At 67.9% G+C, this 18,866-nt stretch carries 22 protein-coding genes; 12 read left to right on the top strand and 10 right to left on the bottom strand.

What is annotated here, in order from left to right; all coding sequences use genetic code 11:
- Positions 1–31: 31 nt before the first annotated feature.
- The 4 genes from CH42_RS04890 to CH42_RS04880 form a co-directional block, all read right to left on the bottom strand.
- Positions 32–334 carry a Dabb family protein gene (locus CH42_RS04890; protein WP_053352101.1) on the bottom strand — a complete coding sequence of 101 codons (303 nt, stop codon included), beginning with the start codon at positions 332–334 and terminating at the stop codon, positions 32–34.
- A gap of 66 nt (positions 335–400) precedes the next feature.
- Positions 401–694: a glutaredoxin family protein gene (locus CH42_RS04885; protein WP_053352100.1), complete on the bottom strand. Its 294-nt coding sequence runs from the start codon at positions 692–694 to the stop codon at positions 401–403.
- 258 nt (positions 695–952) lie between these two features.
- Complete coding sequence (locus CH42_RS15910; RefSeq protein WP_005504750.1) at positions 953–1,051, bottom strand: 30S ribosomal protein bS22; 99 nt, start codon at positions 1,049–1,051, stop codon at positions 953–955.
- A gap of 105 nt (positions 1,052–1,156) precedes the next feature.
- Positions 1,157–1,621, bottom strand: coding sequence for an ArsR/SmtB family transcription factor (locus CH42_RS04880; RefSeq protein WP_053352099.1), 465 nt, complete (start codon positions 1,619–1,621; stop codon positions 1,157–1,159).
- Positions 1,622–1,847: 226 nt separating this feature from the next.
- Here CH42_RS04880 and CH42_RS04875 point away from each other — a divergent pair, with 226 nt between their 5' ends.
- Both CH42_RS04875 and CH42_RS04870 read left to right on the top strand, forming a co-directional pair.
- Complete coding sequence (locus tag CH42_RS04875) at positions 1,848–3,221, top strand: TrkH family potassium uptake protein (protein ID WP_053352180.1); 1,374 nt, start codon at positions 1,848–1,850, stop codon at positions 3,219–3,221.
- Entirely contained in the window at positions 3,214–3,879 is a 666-nt protein-coding gene (locus tag CH42_RS04870; protein ID WP_053352098.1) for a potassium channel family protein, read from the top strand. Before CH42_RS04875 ends, CH42_RS04870 begins: the two co-directional genes overlap by 8 nt.
- 49 nt (positions 3,880–3,928) lie before the next feature.
- Here CH42_RS04870 and proC read toward each other — a convergent pair whose 3' ends face one another.
- Complete coding sequence (proC, locus tag CH42_RS04865) at positions 3,929–4,792, bottom strand: pyrroline-5-carboxylate reductase (RefSeq protein ID WP_053352097.1); 864 nt, start codon at positions 4,790–4,792, stop codon at positions 3,929–3,931.
- A gap of 138 nt (positions 4,793–4,930) precedes the next feature.
- On the opposite strand from proC, the gene CH42_RS04860 reads away from it, so the two are divergent.
- The 5 genes from CH42_RS04860 to CH42_RS04840 all read left to right on the top strand — a co-directional run bounded on the left by CH42_RS04860 (position 4,931) and on the right by CH42_RS04840 (position 10,118).
- On the top strand, positions 4,931–5,893 hold the full coding sequence (locus tag CH42_RS04860) for a cation diffusion facilitator family transporter (RefSeq protein WP_053352096.1): 963 nt from the start codon (positions 4,931–4,933) through the stop codon (positions 5,891–5,893).
- A gap of 199 nt (positions 5,894–6,092) precedes the next feature.
- Entirely contained in the window at positions 6,093–7,229 is a 1,137-nt protein-coding gene (locus CH42_RS04855) for an ABC transporter substrate-binding protein (RefSeq protein ID WP_193392072.1), read from the top strand.
- A gap of 107 nt (positions 7,230–7,336) precedes the next feature.
- Entirely contained in the window at positions 7,337–8,182 is an 846-nt protein-coding gene (locus CH42_RS04850) for an ABC transporter permease (RefSeq protein ID WP_053352095.1), read from the top strand.
- Positions 8,179–9,018 carry an ABC transporter permease gene (locus CH42_RS04845; protein ID WP_053352178.1) on the top strand — a complete coding sequence of 280 codons (840 nt, stop codon included), beginning with the start codon at positions 8,179–8,181 and terminating at the stop codon, positions 9,016–9,018. The genes CH42_RS04850 and CH42_RS04845 overlap by 4 nt, the downstream gene beginning before the upstream one ends.
- 2 nt (positions 9,019–9,020) lie before the next feature.
- Positions 9,021–10,118: an ABC transporter ATP-binding protein gene (locus CH42_RS04840; protein ID WP_053352094.1), complete on the top strand. Its 1,098-nt coding sequence runs from the start codon at positions 9,021–9,023 to the stop codon at positions 10,116–10,118.
- A 19-nt stretch (positions 10,119–10,137) separates the two neighbouring features.
- Here the strand turns inward: CH42_RS04840 and CH42_RS04835 are convergent, their stop codons facing one another.
- On the bottom strand, positions 10,138–10,572 hold the full coding sequence (locus tag CH42_RS04835; protein WP_053352177.1) for a nucleoside deaminase: 435 nt from the start codon (positions 10,570–10,572) through the stop codon (positions 10,138–10,140).
- 56 nt (positions 10,573–10,628) lie between these two features.
- Between CH42_RS04835 and upp the strand changes: the two genes are divergently transcribed.
- From upp to CH42_RS04820, 3 genes are all read left to right on the top strand, one after another.
- Positions 10,629–11,267: a uracil phosphoribosyltransferase gene (upp, locus tag CH42_RS04830; RefSeq protein WP_053352093.1), complete on the top strand. Its 639-nt coding sequence runs from the start codon at positions 10,629–10,631 to the stop codon at positions 11,265–11,267.
- A gap of 454 nt (positions 11,268–11,721) precedes the next feature.
- Positions 11,722–12,417: a winged helix-turn-helix domain-containing protein gene (locus tag CH42_RS04825; RefSeq protein ID WP_053352092.1), complete on the top strand. Its 696-nt coding sequence runs from the start codon at positions 11,722–11,724 to the stop codon at positions 12,415–12,417.
- A gap of 174 nt (positions 12,418–12,591) precedes the next feature.
- Positions 12,592–13,278: a DUF4870 domain-containing protein gene (locus tag CH42_RS04820; protein WP_053352091.1), complete on the top strand. Its 687-nt coding sequence runs from the start codon at positions 12,592–12,594 to the stop codon at positions 13,276–13,278.
- Positions 13,279–13,363: 85 nt separating this feature from the next.
- Here the strand turns inward: CH42_RS04820 and CH42_RS04815 are convergent, their stop codons facing one another.
- From CH42_RS04815 to CH42_RS04800, 4 genes are all read right to left on the bottom strand, one after another.
- The gene (locus CH42_RS04815; RefSeq protein ID WP_053352090.1) at positions 13,364–13,948 is read right to left on the bottom strand and encodes a 1,2-dihydroxy-3-keto-5-methylthiopentene dioxygenase; all 585 of its coding nucleotides are present in this window, start codon (positions 13,946–13,948) and stop codon (positions 13,364–13,366) included.
- Between the two features lie 67 nt (positions 13,949–14,015).
- Positions 14,016–14,666 (bottom strand): methylthioribulose 1-phosphate dehydratase, encoded by a 651-nt coding sequence (gene mtnB, locus CH42_RS04810; protein ID WP_053352089.1) that lies wholly within the window; start codon positions 14,664–14,666, stop codon positions 14,016–14,018.
- The gene (mtnC, locus tag CH42_RS04805; RefSeq protein ID WP_053352088.1) at positions 14,663–15,373 is read right to left on the bottom strand and encodes an acireductone synthase; all 711 of its coding nucleotides are present in this window, start codon (positions 15,371–15,373) and stop codon (positions 14,663–14,665) included. Before mtnC ends, mtnB begins: the two co-directional genes overlap by 4 nt.
- A 103-nt stretch (positions 15,374–15,476) precedes the next feature.
- The gene (locus CH42_RS04800) at positions 15,477–15,818 is read right to left on the bottom strand and encodes a TIGR02611 family protein (RefSeq protein ID WP_053352087.1); all 342 of its coding nucleotides are present in this window, start codon (positions 15,816–15,818) and stop codon (positions 15,477–15,479) included.
- 69 nt (positions 15,819–15,887) lie between these two features.
- On the opposite strand from CH42_RS04800, the gene CH42_RS04795 reads away from it, so the two are divergent.
- Both CH42_RS04795 and CH42_RS04790 read left to right on the top strand, forming a co-directional pair.
- A complete protein-coding gene (locus CH42_RS04795) occupies positions 15,888–17,138 on the top strand; it encodes an aminotransferase class I/II-fold pyridoxal phosphate-dependent enzyme (protein ID WP_053352086.1) in 1,251 nt (416 codons plus the stop codon).
- A 264-nt stretch (positions 17,139–17,402) separates the two neighbouring features.
- A complete protein-coding gene (locus CH42_RS04790; RefSeq protein ID WP_053352085.1) occupies positions 17,403–18,842 on the top strand; it encodes an APC family permease in 1,440 nt (479 codons plus the stop codon).
- Positions 18,843–18,866 lie beyond the last annotated feature (24 nt).

Raw genomic sequence — 18,866 nt, 5'->3', positions numbered from 1 at the left:
CCGATTGCCGGTGCGCCGACACCGCCGTGCGCTAGACCGTGAAGTCGGTCGCCGCGCGAGCGACGGTCATGCCCTTCACGAGGTCGATCACCGGCAGGTGCTCGGGGTGCGTCGCGTAGACCGCGAGCCCCTCGGCGTCATCGAACTCGGAAACAAGCGTCAGATCGAAGTTCGTACCGTCGTGCAGCTCATTGCGATGCACCGTGAGCGACCGCACGGTCGGAATGAGATCACGGAGTGCTTCGATGGCCGGGATCGCCTGAGCGGCCTGAGCATCGCGCTCTTCGCGGGTCTCTCCCGACAACTTCCAGCTGACGATATGGCGCAGGGTCATGAGTACTCCTTGTGACTGTGGTGGGCGGGGCGAAGCTGGGGTACGGAACCGGGTTGCGAAGCCGGGTTATGAACGGCGCAGAACGCGCAGCGGGTTGCGCGCGGATTTCTCGATGGCCGCGGTCAGGCGACCCGGATCAACCCGCAACGTCGCATGCCGACGCCCCTCGATCTGCACGACCGGGATGTGCTCGGAGTGCTTGCGCGCGAGCGCCGCGTCTTGCAAGATGTCGAGCTCCTCGAGCCTCGTCTCGACGCCCGCATTGGCGAGGTTTCGTCGCACGTCGTCGATCACCTGACGCGCGTCGTCGCAGAGGTGACAGCCGGGCTTGCCGATGAGGGTGAGACGCACTGCAGACATGGTGCGTTCAGTTTACGACCGCCGAGCCCGTACTCACCCGATCGGTGTCACGATCGGTGTCACAATCTGCGCGAAAGCCGGTGCCGTTCGCGCAGATATCGACACCTATCCGTATCGGCAGGCGCCATCCGCGCGCGGCAGCGGCAGCACAGCAGCGGCGCGGCGCAGCAGCGGCAATAACAGCCCCGCACATACGACAAACGCCGAGCCCATCGGGCCCGGCGTGTGTCAGCAATCACCGTCTCGCGGCGGCGTCGCTTACTTCTTGTTGCGGCGCTGGTGACGCGTCTTCCGAAGCAATTTACGGTGCTTCTTCTTCGACATGCGCTTGCGACGCTTCTTGATAACTGAACCCACGATTAACCTCACAACGTCTCTCGGGCCGCTGGGAGTCGGGGCCCATAAAACATAGATCTTAGCCGTTCATGCCGTTCGATGCGAACCGAGCGACGAAACGACGTCTCAGCCGCGCAATTTGAAGCGCGCGACGAGCTCTTTCACCCGGTGCTCGGCACGAGCCGCAGCGCGACCGATGCGCTCGGCCGCGGCCGTCGCCTCTTCGGGCAGCACTTCGCCGAATTCATCCGCCTCGTCGGGACCGGCCACGCGCTCACCGTCTTCAGAGAGGTACTCGACGGTGACCTCGGTATCGAATCCGGCCGAGAGAAACGGGATCACGAAGTCTTCAACCATCTCGAGCGGTTCGGGGTCCAACGAGTAGAACCGGTGCTGGCCCTCTTCGCGCACCGTAACCAGCTCTGCCTCGCGCAGCACCTTGAGATGCTTCGACACGGTCGGCTGACTGATCTCCAGTTGCCCGACGATCTCGGACACGCTCATCTCGGCGTCCTGCGCGTGCTTCTCGAGCAGTGCCTGCAGAATGTCGCGCCGCGTCGCATCGGCGATGACTCCGAAAATATCTGGCATAGGCACCAGAGTAGCCGGAGCGAGCGGCTCTGTCCCGGTATCACGCGTCGTCCCGCCTCGCACGGTGCGCGCGAAGCCTCGCCCGCGTGTGTAGCATGGGCGCAGTGAGTCGCGACCCTGGCAGGCCTCGACGCCCCATCAACGCCAGAAAGCAGGAGTCGTGAGGACACGCGCTGTGAGCGGTCGGTTCGCCGATCTGCTCTCGCCGAAGTCGTGGATCGGCGGCATGATCCACTCGTCACCCGCACGCTTCGCGCTGCTGGTGTTCACCGGCCTGATCCTGCTCTGGACCGCGCTCCTCTCGCTCCCGATCGCGAGCCGCTCGAACGAGGTGACCCCGCTCGCCGACGCCCTGTTCACCGCGGTATCGGCGATCTGCGTCACGGGGCTCTCGACCGTCGACATGGCGACGCACTGGTCACTCTTCGGCGATCTACTCATTCTGGGCGGTCTGCAGATCGGCGGCATCGGCGTGCTCACGCTCGCCAGCATCCTGGGTCTGACGGTGACGCGACGACTCGGCCTTCGCACGCGCCTGCTCGCGGCAGGCGACACGAACCCGATGCGCATGGCCAAGGGCGCGTCCGAGAGCCAGGCGGTCGGTCTCGGCGAAATCGGCGGGCTGCTCGGCGCCGTCGCGACGAGCCTCGTCGTCATCGAGGTCGCGCTGACGGCGTTCATCACGCCGCGCCTCATGATGGAGGGCTATAACTTCTGGCACGCCCTCTGGAACGGCTTCTACCTCGCGGCCTCCGCCTTCACGAACACCGGCTTCGTACCGCTGCCGGGAGGCCTGGCGCCGTTCGAGACCGACACGTATCTGCTTTCCGTGCTCGCCGTCGGCGTCTTTCTCGGCAGCATCGGGTTCCCGGTGATCTTCGCGCTCTACCGCTACGTGGTCGGTGGCGGCTGGCGCGCGCACAAGCGACTCGGGCTTCATGCGAAGCTCACGCTCACGACGACGCTACTGTTCGTCATTTTCGGCTGGATCGCCATCGCCGGCCTCGAATTCAACAACACCCGCACGCTCGGGTCGCAGGGGCTCGGCGACACCCTCTTCAGCTCGGCGTACATGTCGGTGATGACCCGTTCGGGCGGTCTCGGCATCATGGACCCGACCGAGATGCATGGCTCGACGCTGCTCGTCATGGACATGCTGATGTTCGTCGGCGGCGGCTCCGCTTCGACCGCGGGCGGCATCAAGGTGACGACGATTGCCGTGCTCTTCCTCGCCGCGTACGCCGAGGCTCGCGGGTACCACGACATGCAGGCGTTTGGTCGTCGTATTCCGAATGAGGTACTGCGCGTCGCGGTGTCGATCCTGATCTGGGGCGCGACCATCGTGCTTGCCGCGTCCGTCGCCATCATGCAGATGACCGGCGAGCCGCTCGACATCGTGCTGTTCGAGGTGATCTCCGCGTTTGGCACGTGCGGTCTCACAACCGGCCTATCGGCGTCGATTGACGACCCCGGCAAGTACATTCTCGCCGCCACGATGTGGGCGGGTCGCGTCGGCACGGTTACGCTTGCCGCAGCGGTCGCGGCGACCAGTCGCTCCCGTATGTTCCGCCTCCCCGAAGAAAGGCCGATCGTTGGTTGATATTCGCAGTGATGCACCGGTGATCGTGATCGGTCTCGGTCGGTTCGGCGCCGCGACAGCGGGCCAGCTTGATCGTCAGGATCGCGAAGTGCTCGTGGTCGACACCGATTCGGGGCTCGTGCAGAAGTGGGCGGATCGCGTGACGCACGCGGTGCAGGCCGACGCCCGCTCGATGGAGGCGTTGAAGCAGATCGGTGCCGACGAATTTCAGATCGCGGTCGTCGCGACGGGCGCCTCGATCGAGTCGAGCGTGCTCATCGCCGCAAACCTCGTGGATCTCGGGGTGCCCCAGATCTGGGCGAAGGCCATCTCGCTGTCGCACGGCAAGATCTTGGAGCGCATCGGCGTGCACCACGTGATCTACCCCGAGCGTGAAGCGGGCGAACGCGTCGCCCACCTGCTGAGCGGCAGCATGCTCGACTTCATTCAGTTCGACGACAACTACGTCATCGCGAAGATGTACCCGCCGCGATCGATTCGCAATCGCACGCTCACCGAGAGCGGGGTGCGCACGCGCTACCGCGTGACGGTGGTCGGCGTGAAAACCCCGGGTCAGCCGTTCACGCACGCGACGCAAGACACCGTCGTGTCGACGCACGACCTCATCATCGTCAGCGGCACCGCCGCCGACGTGGAGCGCTTCGCTGCGATCGGATAGGCGCTCCGGGCACGCTTCGGCCGACGTTCACGCTGGCCGAAGCCCCGCGCTACTCCCCGCGCTCGAGCTCTTCCGAGCGACGCACGTTCGCGGCGAGCGCGCGATCGAAGAGGTCGGCGAGGCCGCCCTGCTGCAGCACCAGGATGGCCTGCTCGGTGGTTCCTTTGGGGCTCGTTACATTGCGTCGCAAGGTTTCGGGCAGCTCGCCGCTGGTCGCCCAGAGCTGCGCGGAGCCGACAATGGTCTGCTGCACGAGCAGGCGCGCCTGCGCCTCGTCGAAACCCGCGCGCTGCGCTGCCGCCGTCATCTCTTCGGCGTAGAGGTAGAGGTAGGCAGGCCCCGACCCCGAAACCGCGGCGACGGCGTTGATCTGGTCTTCGCGCACGATGAGCGCTTCGCCCACCGTGGCGAACAACCGCTGCACGAGTGCGATCTGCGCGTCGGTCGCCGTCGCGCCGCCGGCGATGCCGGTTGCACCGAGACCGATAGTCGATGGCGTGTTGGGCATGGCCCGCACCACCGCGGTGCCCGCGGGCAGCACGGCTTCGATCGCGGCGCACGGCACGCCGGCTGCCACGCTCACGACGATCGCGTCGAGTTCGAGGTCTGCGGCGATCTCGCGCGCGACGTCGACGAGCGCCCAGGGCTTCACCCCGAGCACGACGATCTGCGCTCCGCGCACCGCTGCGCGATTCGCCTCGGGGTCGGTCTCAGATGCCACTGCGGTGACGTCGCTCGCCGCCGCATAGGCGTCGGCGCTCCGCTGCGAGTGCGTCGTCACGACGATGGGCCGCTCGATATCGACCTCGGGCGCGCGCAGCCCGGCGAGGATCGCGCCCCCCATCGAACCGACGCCGATCATGGCGGTGCGCGGCAAACGGGCGTCGGTGCGGGGATTCGTCGATTCGCTCATGATCCCAGTGTATGGAGCACCGCCGACAGAATCGGGGGCGCGGTCTTGTCCGTTTTCATACCGCTGCGACTTCGGGTGGGGTCATAGACTTGGCGCATCGCGCGGACACTCGACGTTCGCGATGGGGAGGCATCTGGAATGAGCGCGTCAGGCGGCAGCAAGGCGATCATCGCGGCACTACTCGCGAATCTCGGCATCGCCGTGACGAAGTTCATCGCCTGGGCGTTCTCCGGTTCGTCGTCGATGCTGGCCGAGGGCGTGCACTCGCTCGCCGACTCGGGCAATCAGGTGCTGCTGCTCGTCGGCGGCAAGCGCGCGCAGAAGCGAGCCGACAAAGAGCACCCGTTCGGGTACGGTCGCGTGCGCTACGTCTACGCGTTCGTCGTCGCGATCGTGCTCTTCTCCATCGGTGGCGTCTTCTCGGTGTACGAGGGCGTTTCGAAGGTGCAGCACCCGCACGCCCTCGAGGTGTGGTGGCTGCCGCTGCTCGTGCTGGCCGTCGCCATCGTGCTCGAGGGGTTCTCGTTGCGCACCGCGATCCGAGAAAGCCGACCGCACAAGGGCAAGTCGAGCTGGCTGCAGTTCATTCGCCGCTCCAAGGCTCCCGAGTTGCCCGTCGTGCTGCTCGAAGACTTCGCGGCGATCACGGGCCTCGTGATCGCGTTCATCGGCGTCGGGCTCACGGTACTGACCGGCAACGGCCTCTTCGACGGTATCGCGACCATCGCGATCGGCGTGCTGCTGGTCGCCGTGGCGATCATCCTGGGCATCGAGGTGAAGAGCCTGCTCGTCGGCGAGGGCGCCTCTGATGAAGACGTCGAGAAGATCGAGGCCGCACTGCTGAAGTCGCAAGACATCGGTCGCATCATCCACATGAAGACCCTGTACCTCGGCCCCGACGAGTTCATGATCGGCGCGAAGGTCGACATCGCCCCTACGAAGACAATGAACGAGGTCTCGGTGATCATCAACCTCGCCGAGCGCCGCGTGCGCGAGGCCGTGCCAGCGGCGCGCGTCATCTACATCGAACCCGACGTGTACCTCGACCCGAACGCAGATACGCCGTCGACGAGCTCCATCGTGATGCTCTCGAGCGACTGACGCCCGATGATCCGGCGCCGCACCGCACGGTGAACGACGCACCGTCCGCGCGCCACGCACCGTTCACTCCGAGGCTATCGATCAGTTCCTTCCCCGACACCGCGCCCTCCTAGCGTTGGGTCACGGATCGGCTGCCGCTGCAGGCAGGCCGCACGCGCCCCTCTGGGCGATCCGTCTCCCTGTATCGGAAGGAACTCCCGTGACCTCACGCGCTTTCGTGCGCTCCGCCGCCGTGCTCACCGCACTGCTCATGGCCGGCTCGCTCGCCGCATGCTCGACCGCGAGCAACGCTGAAGGCGACGCAGGCTCGTCGACCGACGCCGCCACCGCGACCAGTGCCGCAGACTTCGGCGGCCTCGATGCGCTGATCGCCGCCGCTCAGGAAGAGGGCGAACTCAACGTCGTCGCACTCCCCGAGACGTGGGCCAACTACGGCAAGATCATCAGCGGCTTCGAAGACAAGTACGGCATCACCGTCAACTCGGCTTCGCCCGACGCGTCGAGCGCCGAAGAGATCCAGGCCGCTGACAACCTCAAGGGCCAGGACACCGCTCCCGACGTCTTCGACCTCGGTGCGGCCGTCGCACTCACCAACACCGACAAGTTCGCGCCGTACCAGGTCGAGAACTGGGACGACATCCCCGAGGGCAACAAGGAGGCCACCGGCCTCTGGGTGAACAACTACTCGGGCGTCATGTCGGTCGGCTACGACTCCGACAAGCTGCCGGAGCCCAAGGAGCTGAAGGATCTGCTCGGCGCCGACTACAAGGGCGCGGTCGTGCTCAACGGCGACCCGACGCAGGCGGGCGCGGCGTTCGCTGCCGTCGGCTCGATCTCCGCGCTCAACGGCGGCGGTGTCGACGACTTCGGCCCCGGTGTCGATTTCATCACCGAGCTGCGTCAGGCGGGCAACCTGCTGACCGTCGACCCGACCCCCGCGACGATCGCCTCGGGCGAGACCCCGCTGGTCTTCGACTGGTCGTTCAACAACATCGCGGCTGCGGCCGACAAGCCGAGCTGGAAGACCACCGTGCTTGACGGACCGGCCTACGTCTCCTTCTACAACGAGGCGATCAACGCCGACGCGCCGAACCCGGCCGCCGCTCGCCTGTGGCAGGAGTGGATCTTCTCGGACGAGGTGCAGTCGCTCTTCCTCGAGGCGAACGCCGTGCCCGTGCGCGTCGACGCGCTGAAGGAGGCCGGTTCGGCCGACGAGAAGCTCATCGAGGCCGCCACCTTCGGCACCTCGAGCGAAGACTGGATCACGCCTGACATGGATCAGACCGACGCCGCGAACACGCTCCTCTCCGAGCGCTGGGCTGCAGCGATCAAGTAAGTCCACTCGTGCGGTGGGGGCGTAGTCAGCCCCCACCGCACAGTTGTGTCCACCGCACCGTTCTGCGCCCCGCACGCCACACTCCTCCACCCCTGCTCGGAGCTTCAGTGAAACGCTTCCTCTCCACCCTCGGGCTCGCCCCGTTCACCGTCTACATCTTCTTCTTCCTCGCCGTTCCGACCGTGTTGGCCATCGGCAGCGGATTCTCGAACGAGAACGGCTTCACACTCGCGAACCTCGGCGTGCTGACGACCCCCGCGACGCTCGGCGCATTCGGCGCGAGCATCTGGGTGAGCGTCATCACCGCGCTCGTCGGCGCCATGATCGGCGCGATTCTCTGCTGGGCGCTCGCGGCACTGCCCGAAAGCGGCCCGCTGCGTCGCGTCTTCGACGCAGCCAGCTCGGTGCTCGCCCAGTTCGGTGGCGTCATGTTGGCGTTCGCGTTCGTCGCGACGATCGGCATCCAGGGCCTCATCACCGTGATGCTGCGCGAGCGGCTCGGCGTCGATATGTATGCCGACGGCGTGTGGCTCTACGAGCTGCCGGGCCTGATCCTGCCCTACGTCTACTTCCAGGTTCCCCTCATGGTCATCACCTTCCTCCCCGCGGTCATCGCGTTGAAGCCCGGCTGGGCCGAGGCGGTCGCGACGCTCGGCGGCACGAGCTTCAGCTACTGGACGCGCGTCGGCCTGCCGGTGCTCGCCCCCGCGTTTCTCGGCTCGCTGCTGCTGCTCTTCGCAAACGCGTTCTCGTCGTACGCGACCGCGGCAGCGCTCATCAGTCAGGGGTCGCAGATCGTGCCGCTGCAGATTCGCGCCGCACTTATCGGTGAGACCGGTGGATCCAACTCCGCGTCGGCCGGTGTGCTCGCGCTCGGCATGATCATTGTCATGACCGTCGTGATGCTGGCGTACGGCCGGCTCATGGCGCGTGCGGGGCGGTGGCAGCGATGAGCGCGCGCGTTCCCGGGCGCCCGTCGCGCCCCGTCGCCTACACCGTGATCACGGTGATCGGGCTCATCTTCATGGTCCCGCTCATCGCGATGCTCGAGTTCACGCTGCGCCAGACCGCGGGCGGCTACGGTGCGGAGCACTGGCTCGCACTGTTCGATCCCGAGAACGCGCGCGCCTACCGCCCACTGTTCCAGGGTCTCGGCAATTCCTTCTTGCTGTCCGCGCTGACGCTCGCGATCGTGCTCGTCGTGTTCTTCCCGACGATCGTGCTCGTGCACCTGCGATTCCCGAAGCTCGAGCGCGCCCTCGACCTGCTGACCGTGCTGCCGATCGCGATCCCGGCGATCGTGCTTGTGGTGGGCTTCGCACCGATCTACCGCGGCATCGGCACCGTGTTCGGTTCGGGCGTGTGGTCGCTCTGCCTCGCCTACGGCGTGCTGGTACTGCCGTTCGCGTACCGGTCGATCAACTCCGATCTGCAGGGCATGGATGCGCGCACACGCACCGAGGCCGCGCGTTCGCTCGGCGCGGGGTGGATCACCGTGCTGGTGCGCATCATCACCCCCGGGGTGCGTCGCGGCCTGCTCGCCGCCTCACTGCTGACGATCGCAATCGTGCTCGGCGAGTTCACCGTGTCGTCGCTGCTCAACCGTGTGACCCTCCAGACCGCGCTGCTGCAGATCTCGAAGTCCGACCCGTTCGTCGCGGTGGCGGTATCGTTGCTCTCACTGGTCGGCGCATTCCTCGTACTTCTGCTCGTGAGCAGCACCGGTGGCGCCCCGCGACGTCGGCGCCCGCGACGCAGCTCCCGCTCGAACCCCTCCCAGGAGTCTTGAACATGACCGAAACGCTGACCCAGACCCGTGCGGGCGCCGCGGTGCGCCTCGAGCAGGTCACCAAGGCCTACGGCTCGACCACCGTGCTGCACGGCATCGATCTCGCGCTTGAGCCCGGAGAACTCATCTGCTTGCTCGGCCCGTCGGGCTGCGGCAAGACCACCGCGCTGCGCTGCATCGCCGGCCTCGAAGAGGTCACTTCGGGGCACGTGCGCATCGGCGACGACGATGTGACGCACGTGCCGGTGAACCGCCGCGACATCGGCATGGTGTTCCAGCAGTACTCGCTCTTTCCCCACCTCACCGTCGCCCGCAACGTGGAGTTCGGGCTGGGCATGCGCAAGGTGCCGAAGGCCGAGCGCGTCACCCGCATCGGCGAGATGCTTGAGATCGTGGGCCTCGCGCACCTCGCCGAGCGCTTTCCGCATGAGCTCTCGGGCGGGCAGCAGCAGCGCGTCGCCTTGGCGCGCGCGCTCGTCACCCGCCCGCGGGCGCTGCTGCTCGACGAGCCGCTCTCGGCTCTCGACGCGAAGGTGCGCGTGCGCCTGCGCGAGCAGATCCGCGCGATCCAGACGGAGCTCGGCATCACGACCGTCTTCGTGACGCACGACCAGGAGGAGGCGCTTGCGATCTCTGACCGGGTCGCGGTCATGGAGGGCGGCCGGATCGCTCAACTCGGCACCCCCGAAGACCTGTACCAGCGGCCCGCGTCGCCCTTCGTCGCTGACTTCGTCGGACTGTCGAACCAGCTCGAGGCGACACTCGAGGGCGATCGCGTGAACCTGCGCGGCACGTGGCTGCCGGTGATCAGCTCCGCAGATCACGGCACGACCGGCGTGACGGGCGCCCGGGTCACGGCGTATGTACGCCCCGAGCACGTGCGTCTTGCGGGTGCCGCTGCAGGTTCGGGATCAGCCGGCGAGCTCGCGGCCACCGTGGTCTCGAGCGGGTTCCTCGGGCCGATCCGCCGCACCGTCGTGCAGTTCGCGGATGGTACAGAGCTCGCCTCGCAGCACCCCGCCGACGCACAGTTCCGCGCCGGCGACCGCGTCGAGGTGGCGTTCGCCCCGGAGCCGGTCACGGTGGCGCCCCGCCCATAGCGGCGGCGCGGCGGCGGGGCTAGCGGCGCTCGGCGAAGAACGCGCGCAGCAGGGCCGTCGCCTCGTTGGCGCGCACCCCGGCGACGACCTCGGGCACCGCGTGCGGCAGGCGCCCGTCGCGCAGCAGGTCGTAGACGCTGCCGACGGCGCCCGCCTTCTCGTCCCAGGCCCCGAAGATGACGCGCGGCAGTCGGGCGGCGAGAATCGCGCCCGCGCACATCACGCACGGCTCCAGCGTCACGACCAGCGTGCAGTCGGCGAGCACGCGATCATCGAGCGCTTCGGCGGCCTGCCGGATCGCCAGCACTTCGGCGTGCCCCGTCGGGTCGGGCACGTGCACTCGCGTGTTGCGACCGACGCCCACTACCTCGCCGGCAGCGTTCAGCACGACGGCGCCGACCGGAATATCACCGGCTCGCGCCGCGTCAACGGCGGCCTCGAGCGCGACGCCCATGGCGGCGTGCTCGGCCGGCGATGGAGGGATCAGCGTCACGCCAATAGAATAGGACCATGCGAGTCTTCGTTGCGGATCATCCCCTCATCACCCACAAGCTCACGGTGCTCCGCGACGCGAAAACCCCGCAGCCGACGTTCCGTCTGCTGATCGAAGAGCTGATGACGCTGCTCGCCTACGAGGCCACGCGCGAGGTGCGCGTCGAGCCGCACGAGATCGAGACCCCGGTCGCTCCGACCACGGGTGTGCGCCTGAGCGAACCGCTGCCGCTAATCGTGCCGATCCTGCGCGCCGGTCTCGGCATGCTCGAGGGCATGGTGAAGCTCGTTCCCACCGCCGAGGTCGGCTTCCTCGGCATGGCGCGCGACGAAGAGACGCTGCAGCCGACCACGTACGCCGAACGCCTGCCCGATTCGCTCGCCGGTCGCCAGTGCTTCGTGCTCGATCCGATGCTCGCGACGGGCGGGTCGCTCGCGGCAGCGATCAAGTTCTTGTTCGACCGCGGGGCCGACGACGTGACCGCGATCTGCGTGCTCGGCACTCCCGAGGGCGTCGAAGCGATTCGCGAGGCCGCCGGCGACCGCCAAGTCACCCTGGTGCTCGGGGCACTCGATCAGGGGCTCGACGAGAACGCCTACATCGTGCCGGGTCTCGGTGACGCCGGTGACCGTCTCTACGGCACCGTCGGCCACTAACCGTCGGCCATCGAGCTTCGACGACGAGCCCTGCTGGGGCGCCCTCGTGAGGGGGCGATCCATCGGCTCAGGGGTGCCGCGCAACGGCGCGCCGCACCCCCACAGATTTTCTCCTCGCTCCGCTTGACACGCGAAGCAATAGTTTGCTTAACTTGCGGTTATGCATGAGACCAATCGTCCCCAGTCCGCCTTCGAGGTGAACATTGGGCAGACCGGCATGATGATGGCCGGTCAGGGTGTCATGCGCTGTCGAATGTGCATGTGAACGTTTCCCGAATCTGATTCTGCGTCCACGCCGGTGATCTGAACGAGATCACCACTCTGCGGAACTTCCGGTATCTCGTATCTGATCGAGACCGGTTCCGCTCCCCACGCACTCCCGGCCGACATCGGCCATCCGGGTCCGCGCACTGCTGCGTCGCACCCGAACGACAGCCTCGTTAGGAACATCATCATGAACGCCACCACCCAGACCCTTCGCGCCGCCCGCCCCGACCTCGCTGCAGATCTCGCGCCGGCTCCGACCGCCGAGCGCCGCGTGCCCGACGGCACCGAGGTGCGCGGCTTCGCGCTCTACGTCGGCCTCGCCGATGACAAGATCGCCGACGGCGACCCGAAGCTCGGCGCCATCGTGACCCGCATCAAGCAGCTCGTCGCAGAGTTGGCCCCGGCTGCCGAGACGTACGCCGCCGTGGCGCTCGCCCCCGAGCACACCGGTGGTCGCGACGTCGACGTGGTGCGTCTGGCGCTCGGCGATCCCGCCGCCCATGCACGTCAGAAGCAGCACGAAGCCGACGAGCAGGATCGCGCGGCGAGCGGCGTGATCCTCGACCTTTCGCGCAAGCGGGTACTGCTCGACAACGTGACCGCCGCACTCACGTTCCGCGAATTCGAACTGCTGCAGTACCTCGTGCTGCGCGAGGGCCGCACCATCAGCCGTGAAGAACTGATCACCGCGCTCTGGAGCGAGGGCAGCGACGAAGAGGCGCCGAGCGAGCGCACCATTGACGTGCACATTCGCCGCCTGCGCGTGAAGCTCGCGCAGTACCAGGACATCGTGCGCACCGTGCGCGGCACGGGCTACCGCTTCGACCGCCACGCTGACGTGTCGATCCTGCACACCGCGGCCCCGAGCCCCGACGCGTTCTGAGCCTTCCGCTCGGTCGCGCTCCGCGCTCCGACCCGCCCGACATCACATGAAGCGGCCCGCCCCCTCCGGGAGGCGGGCCGCTTCATTTCCCGTCACGCACGCGCAAGCATCTACCGCTCGCCCGCGCGCTGCAGTAGCCTCATAAGCGAAAATGACCGGTCGAAGGAGAACACCATGACGACGTTGCCACCAGAAGGTCAGCACGGACAGGGGACTGGCGGCGAGCCGACGAGCGATCCCTCAACCGCGGCGCCCGCCGCACCGACGGCGCCGCCTGCTGCACCGCAGCCGCCGCAGGCTCCCCCGGTGCAGCAGCACCAGGCGCCCGCAGCACCCCCCGTGCCGCCGCAGCAGCCCGCACAGCCGCAGTTCCAGGCTCCGCAGGCCCCTCCCGTTCCGCCGCAGCAGCCGCAGCAGCCGGGTCAGCCCCAGTACGCGGCGCCCCAGTACGGCGCCCCGCAGGCCGGCCAGACGCCGCCCCCCGGCGGCTACGCGCAGCCCGGCTACGCACAGCCGGTCGCCGACCCGACCAGCAACGTCACGCTGAACTACTGGCTGTCGGTCTTCTTCACGTGGATTCCGGCGCTCATCTTCTTCTTCGTCGACAAAGACAAGGGTGACCAGCGCCTTTACCTGTACCAGCGCGAGAACCTGAACTTCTCGCTGCTGCGCACGGGCGTGTACCTCGCGATTGTCATCGCGTCGTTCATTCCCTACGTGAACCTCGTGCTCGTGCCGCTGCTCTGGATCGCGCAGATCGTGGGCTTCGTGTTCCACATCATCGCTGCGGTCAAGGCGAGCGACGGGTTCCGCCGTGGCGAGCAGCCCGGCTTCATCTTCAACATTCCGCTGGTCAAGTAGTTTCGACCGGCACGAGCAACGCCCCCGGCCCGCTGACGCGGATCGGGGGCGTTGCTCGTTTCCGGGAAGCGGCGTGGGTGACGCCCTATGCGGCCAGCTCGGCGCGGCGCGCGTGCAGCTGATCGAAGGTCGCGAACGTGCTCGCGATGGGGCTGCCGGTGAAGTGGCCGACCCAGCCGTCATCGTCGTGGAAGAAACGGATCGAGGTGAACTCGGGCGCGGTACCCATGTCGAACCAGTGCGTGGTGTTCGCCGGCACCGACACGAGGTCACCGGGCTCGCAGTAGAGCGCGTGCACCTTGCCTTCGACGTGCAGGTAGAAGACGCCGGCGCCCTTGGCGAAGAAGCGGTCTTCGTCGTCGTCGTGACGGTGCTCCGAGAGGAACTTCTCGCGCGACGGCCCCTTGACCTCGTCGTAGTTGGCCTGCGCCGGGCTCAAGCCGACGATGTCGACGAGCGTGTAGCCCTCGCTCTGCTTCACGGCTTCGACCTCATCGGTGTAGAGCGCGAGAATCTCTTCGAGCGTGGCGTCGTCGGCGAAGTCTTTCACCTCCCAGTGCGAGAAGCGAGCGCCGAGGCCGGTCAGCACGGCGCCAATTTCTGCGTCGTCGATGGTCTCGATGATGGGGGTGGTCGGGTCGGTCTCGTTCCAGACGGTGAGGAGTGTCATCAGGTCCTACTCTCGGGTTCGGTGCGCAAACGGGGTGGTTCTGGGGGTCTGGTGGCGTGCGGCCGGCTCAGCGCACCGCGACGCGGTAGCGCAGGAGCCATTCGGCGATCTCGAGGCGGTGCCGCGCCTGCTGCGCGGTCGCGCCCCAGGCGTACATGCCGTGCCCGGCGACGACGAGCACCGGCACCTCGGGCACGCCGTCGGCGGCGCCCGCGTACACCGCGTCGAAGCGCTCGGCTTCGACCGCCATGTCTTGGTGGTTCTGGATCACCGGGATGGTGACGGTGACATCGTGGGCGGGGTGGCCGATCCCCTTCAGCATTTCCAGATCTCGAATCTCGATGCCGTCGGGCCAGTACTCGCCGGCGAGCACGGCATCGAGGGCGTGCACGTGGAAGATCGCGTTCGCGCCGGTGCGGGCGGCGATGTGGGCGTGCAGGCCGGATTCGGCCGAGGGGCGCCGGGGGTCATCGGTGTCGGCAGACCGCCCGTCACCGTCGACGAGTACGACGTCGGCCTCGGTGAGCTCCGACTTGTCGAGGCCCGATGCCGTCACCGCGAGACGCAGCGGCTCACGGGCGAGCACGAGCGAGAGGTTGCCCGCGGTGCCCCGCATCCACCCGAGGTCGGCGAACCTCGCGGCCTCGTGCGCCAGGGTCGCACCGGCCTCGCGCAGGTGCACGGCCGTGACGGTGGTGGGAGCGGTGACGGTGCTCATCGGGTGACCTCGATCTCGGTGAAGGCGGAGACGGATGGAGCGGCGAAATCGCTGCCGGCCCAGGGCTCGCCCGCCCGGTCGAGCGCGATGACCTGCCACCCGGCGGCGAGCGCCGCGCTCACCTCGTCGGGGTGATCGGTAAGAAACAGTGCGCGCTCAGGGGCGACGTCGAGCGCCTCGGCGATGCGGTGATACGACGCGACGTCTTTCTTCAGGCCTGCGTTCACCGTGTCGAACCACCCGGAGACCAGGCCCGAGAGGTCGCCGCCCGGCGCGTGACGGAACCAGGGCTGCTGCGAGGCGACCGACCCTGACGAGTAGACGGCCAGACGTACTCCACCGTCCACCCACGCGCGCAACTGCGGCGGTACGTCGTCGAAGAAGTGCGACGTGATCTCACCGGCGGCGAAGCCCTCGGCCCAGATGATGCCCTGGATGGTCTTGAGCGGCGTCGATTTCACGTCGGAGGCCATGAGGCCGCGCAGCGCCTCGGCGACAGTCGCATCATCGGCATCCGCGTCGAGGCCGATCTCGACGATCGCCTGCGCCCGAGCCTCGCGCACGGTCGCGTCGTCGCGCCCGAGCACCTCGTCGAGGCGCGGGCGGGCGTAATCGTAAAGGTCACCGAGTATGAAACCTGCGGCACTCGTGGTGCCTTCGAGGTCGACCACCACCACATCGGCGGTCAGAGTGAACGGCGTCGTCATGCGGCCTCCGAGTGCGGGAACAATTCGCCTGATCCTATCGCGCACCAGTGACATCTCCGTGCCGTGCGACGCCCCGCGTCACTGCCCGCTCCGCCTCCGCCGTTCAGGTGCCGTACGCCCGCCGGGCGGCGCGCCACGACCGCCAGCGTTCGGCGCCTCGCGCGACTGTCGCCCGGGCCCACCCGAGCAGGCGGCGCGCCCAATGGAATTCGCTGCCGAGGATCGCGAGGCCGAAGAACACGATCAGCCAGCCGGGGCCGGGCAGCGGCACCAGAATCAGCCCGATGAGCACCACCAGCGCACCGACCACGGTCACGGTGACACGGTATGCGGCGTCGAGCCAGGGACGGGTGCGGATTGCGGCGCGCAGCCGCGCGGCTCCGGCCGCAAGCCGTCGCCGGCGACGCCTGCCGAGCTCGCGGCGAGGAGTGGTCGGTGCAGACATGCGGCGAGTGTATGTCGCTTCGCTGGCAGCACGCCGCGAGGCCGGTGTGCACCCGCCTAGACTGGCCGCATGACTGAGCGATGGCGATCCGTGGCGACCGCAGCAGGCCTGGCCGCCGCCGATGGGTCCACCCGCCCGACGATCTTCGCCGAGATGACTGCGCTCGCGACGGCGACCGGTTCGGCGAACCTCGGCCAGGGGTTTCCCGACGCCGACGGCCCCGAATGGATTCGCCGAGTGGCGGCTGAGGCGATCCTGAACGGTGCGAATCAGTACCCGCCCGGCCGCGGCATTCCCGCGCTGCGCGAAGCCATCGCCGCGCATCAGGAACGGCACTATGGCGTGGCGGTTGACCCCGCCACCGAGGTGCTCGTGACGGCGGGAGCGACCGAGGCGCTCTCCGCCGCGCTGCTCGCATTCGCCGGCCCCGGTGACGAGGTCGTCACGCTCGAGCCCTACTACGACGCCTACGCGGCTGCCGTCGCGTTGGCCGGCGCAACGCACGTGACCGTGCCGCTGCGTCCGGTCGACGGCGGGTTCCGCGTCGATCTCGACGCCTTCGATGCGGCGGTCGGCGCGCGCACGCGCGTGATCCTGATCAACACCCCGCACAACCCGACCGGCACCGTGCTCACGGCCGACGAGCTCGCCCGCATCGCCGCCACCGCGCAGCGCACTGACGCCGTCGTGGTGACCGACGAGGTCTACGAGCACCTCACGTTCGGCGGGCAGCAGCACCGCTCGCTGGCTGCGCTGCCCGGCATGGCCGAGCGCACCGTCACCATCTCGTCGTCGGGCAAGACGTTTTCGCTGACCGGGTGGAAGATCGGGTGGGCCGTGGGGCCCGCGGCACTGATCGAGGCGATCACCGCGGTGAAGCAGTTTCTCACGTACACCGGAGGCGCACCGTTTCAACCCGCGATCGCGCGAGCGCTGGCCGAGGGCGACGCCGACATCGCCGAATTGCGCGGTGCGCTGGCGGATCGCAAGGACTTCTTGGTCGCCGGCCTGCGCGAGGCAGGGTTCGATGTCGTGGTGCCCGGCGGCACCTACTTCGTCTGCGCCGATGCGACGCCGTTTCTCAGCGAAGAGGTGCCCGACGGCGCCGCCTTCGCCCGAGCCCTTCCGCACGCGGCCGGGGTGGCGTGCGTGCCGATCGCCGCGTTCTGTCGCGATGGCTCCCCTACCGCGCGCGAACTGGCGCCCTGGGTGCGCTTCACCTTCGTGAAAGATACGGAGACGCTGCAGACCGCGGTGTCGCGTCTCGCCGGGCTGACCGCCGAGCGCATCGCGGAGGCCTCGCGCGCACACGGCGCCTGAGCATATACAGCGCCTGAGCGCCGGTTTCGTCAGGGCCCGAACGAGGCGCGGTCTACGACGGCCGACCGAGGCGCACACTCGTGTCGTGGTATCGTCTGGGATACCGGAAACCATTTAACGGATGTTCAGGAATTCGTGGCGCGGTGAATCGTACATTGAGACGGAACAGAAATTCTCTGCTGTGTCGCACGACGAAACCGGCATCGCTGACGGCCCGCGTCGTGATGCGCACAGCACAGAACACCCGCCAATGAAGGAGGAGCTGTGCAAACCACGCTCGAACGACGACTCGGAGTCACCGGAATCGTCTTCATGGTGATCGCCGCCGCGGCGCCGATCACCGTTGTCGCCGCGAACTTCCCGATCATCATCTCGATCTCGGGGTCGATCGGTGCACCGACGATGATTCTCGCGGCGACCGCTATTCTGCTGCTCTTCTCCGTGGGGTACGCCTGGATGACGCCGCGCGTGCCCGACGCCGGCGCGTTCTACTCGTACGTGCACCGCGGCCTCGGGCGCCGCGCGGGCCTCGGCACCGCAGCGATCGCCGTGCTGTCGTACGTGCTGCTTACCGTCTCGATGACCTGCTACCTCGGCGTGCAGGCCGGCAACCTGATCGAGCTCTGGCTCGGCGTCACTCCCCCCTGGTGGGCGATCTCGGCCGTGATGCTGCTCATCGTCGGGCTGCTCGGCTACCGCGACATCGAGCTGTCGGCGAAGGTGCTCGGCGTCGTGCTCGTGCTCGAGGTCATCGCCGTGCTCGCGATCGACCTCGGCGTGCTGTTCTCGGGAGCTGAGCTCTCGACGTCCCCGCTGAACCCCGTGGAAGCGTTGCAGGGCGCCCCGGGTCTCGGCCTGCTGTTCGCGTTCCTCGGCTTCTTCGGGTTCGAGGCCACGGCCGTGTTCCGCAACGAGGCGAAGGATCCGAATCGCACCGTGCCCCGCGCCACCTACGTCGCGGTGATCTCGATCGGTGCGCTCTACTTCATCTCGTCCTGGCTCGTCATCGTCGGCATCGGACCCGATGACGCCGTGGCCGCCTCGACCGACGCGCCAGACCGCGTCGTCATCGGCCTCGCCGCGAACGTTATCGCGCCGATCGTCGGCGACATCGTGCAGGTGCTCGTCGTGACCAGCATGTTCGCCTGCATGCTGTCGTTCCACAACATCGTGACCCGCTACCTGTTCACGCTGGGCCAGCGCGGCGTGCTCCCGGCATCGCTCGCGGTCGTGCACATGCGGCACCGCGCCCCGTCGGCCGCGTCGCTCTGGGTGAGCATCGTCACCTCAGTCGTCGTGCTGGTGTCGGCGCTCGCGCAGCTCGATCCGGTGCTCGAAATCTACACCTGGTACTCGGGTGCCGGTGCGCTCGGCGTCATCTGGATGATGACGCTGACGAGTGTCGCGGTGCTCGCCTTCCTGCGGCGCGAACGCGGGCGCGCACCGGCGTCGCCCTGGGTCGCCATCGCGGCAGCACTCGGCGGCCTCGGGCTCGTCGGGGTGCTGGCGATCTCGATCAGCAACTTCCCCGTGCTCGTCGGCAGCAACGTCTCGGCGTTCGTCTGGGGTGCGATCCTGCTCGTTGCCTTCATCATCGGACTCTTCCTGCCGCATCGCGCCGGCACCCTCACGACCCCCGTCGAGGTGCTTCGCGACGGGGCGCACGATGCGGCGCGCGACACCGCTCGCGACACCACGGTGTAGGTCTGAGCGATGCCTTCGAGCCAG

This window comes from Leucobacter musarum subsp. musarum (genome assembly GCF_001273845.1).
GTDB classification, from domain to species: Bacteria; Actinomycetota; Actinomycetes; order Actinomycetales; family Microbacteriaceae; genus Leucobacter; species Leucobacter musarum.
The sequence above is the reverse complement of the archived record's forward strand: the minus strand, read 5'-3'. Positions and strand labels throughout refer to the sequence as shown.

Coding starts and splice junctions, on each gene's coding strand:
- CH42_RS04890 (WP_053352101.1), bottom strand. CDS start 334: ATGACCCTGCGCCATATCGTCAGCTGGAAGTTGTCGGGAGAGACCCGC.
- CH42_RS04885 (WP_053352100.1), bottom strand. CDS start 694: ATGTCTGCAGTGCGTCTCACCCTCATCGGCAAGCCCGGCTGTCACCTC.
- CH42_RS04880 (WP_053352099.1), bottom strand. CDS start 1,621: ATGCCAGATATTTTCGGAGTCATCGCCGATGCGACGCGGCGCGACATT.
- CH42_RS04875 (WP_053352180.1), top strand. CDS start 1,848: ATGATCCACTCGTCACCCGCACGCTTCGCGCTGCTGGTGTTCACCGGC.
- proC (WP_053352097.1), bottom strand. CDS start 4,792: ATGAGCGAATCGACGAATCCCCGCACCGACGCCCGTTTGCCGCGCACC.
- CH42_RS04860 (WP_053352096.1), top strand. CDS start 4,931: ATGAGCGCGTCAGGCGGCAGCAAGGCGATCATCGCGGCACTACTCGCG.
- CH42_RS04845 (WP_053352178.1), top strand. CDS start 8,179: ATGAGCGCGCGCGTTCCCGGGCGCCCGTCGCGCCCCGTCGCCTACACC.
- CH42_RS04840 (WP_053352094.1), top strand. CDS start 9,021: ATGACCGAAACGCTGACCCAGACCCGTGCGGGCGCCGCGGTGCGCCTC.
- CH42_RS04835 (WP_053352177.1), bottom strand. CDS start 10,572: ATGGGCGTCGCGCTCGAGGCCGCCGTTGACGCGGCGCGAGCCGGTGAT.
- upp (WP_053352093.1), top strand. CDS start 10,629: ATGCGAGTCTTCGTTGCGGATCATCCCCTCATCACCCACAAGCTCACG.
- CH42_RS04825 (WP_053352092.1), top strand. CDS start 11,722: ATGAACGCCACCACCCAGACCCTTCGCGCCGCCCGCCCCGACCTCGCT.
- CH42_RS04820 (WP_053352091.1), top strand. CDS start 12,592: ATGACGACGTTGCCACCAGAAGGTCAGCACGGACAGGGGACTGGCGGC.
- CH42_RS04815 (WP_053352090.1), bottom strand. CDS start 13,948: ATGACACTCCTCACCGTCTGGAACGAGACCGACCCGACCACCCCCATC.
- mtnB (WP_053352089.1), bottom strand. CDS start 14,666: ATGAGCACCGTCACCGCTCCCACCACCGTCACGGCCGTGCACCTGCGC.
- mtnC (WP_053352088.1), bottom strand. CDS start 15,373: ATGACGACGCCGTTCACTCTGACCGCCGATGTGGTGGTGGTCGACCTC.
- CH42_RS04800 (WP_053352087.1), bottom strand. CDS start 15,818: ATGTCTGCACCGACCACTCCTCGCCGCGAGCTCGGCAGGCGTCGCCGG.
- CH42_RS04795 (WP_053352086.1), top strand. CDS start 15,888: ATGACTGAGCGATGGCGATCCGTGGCGACCGCAGCAGGCCTGGCCGCC.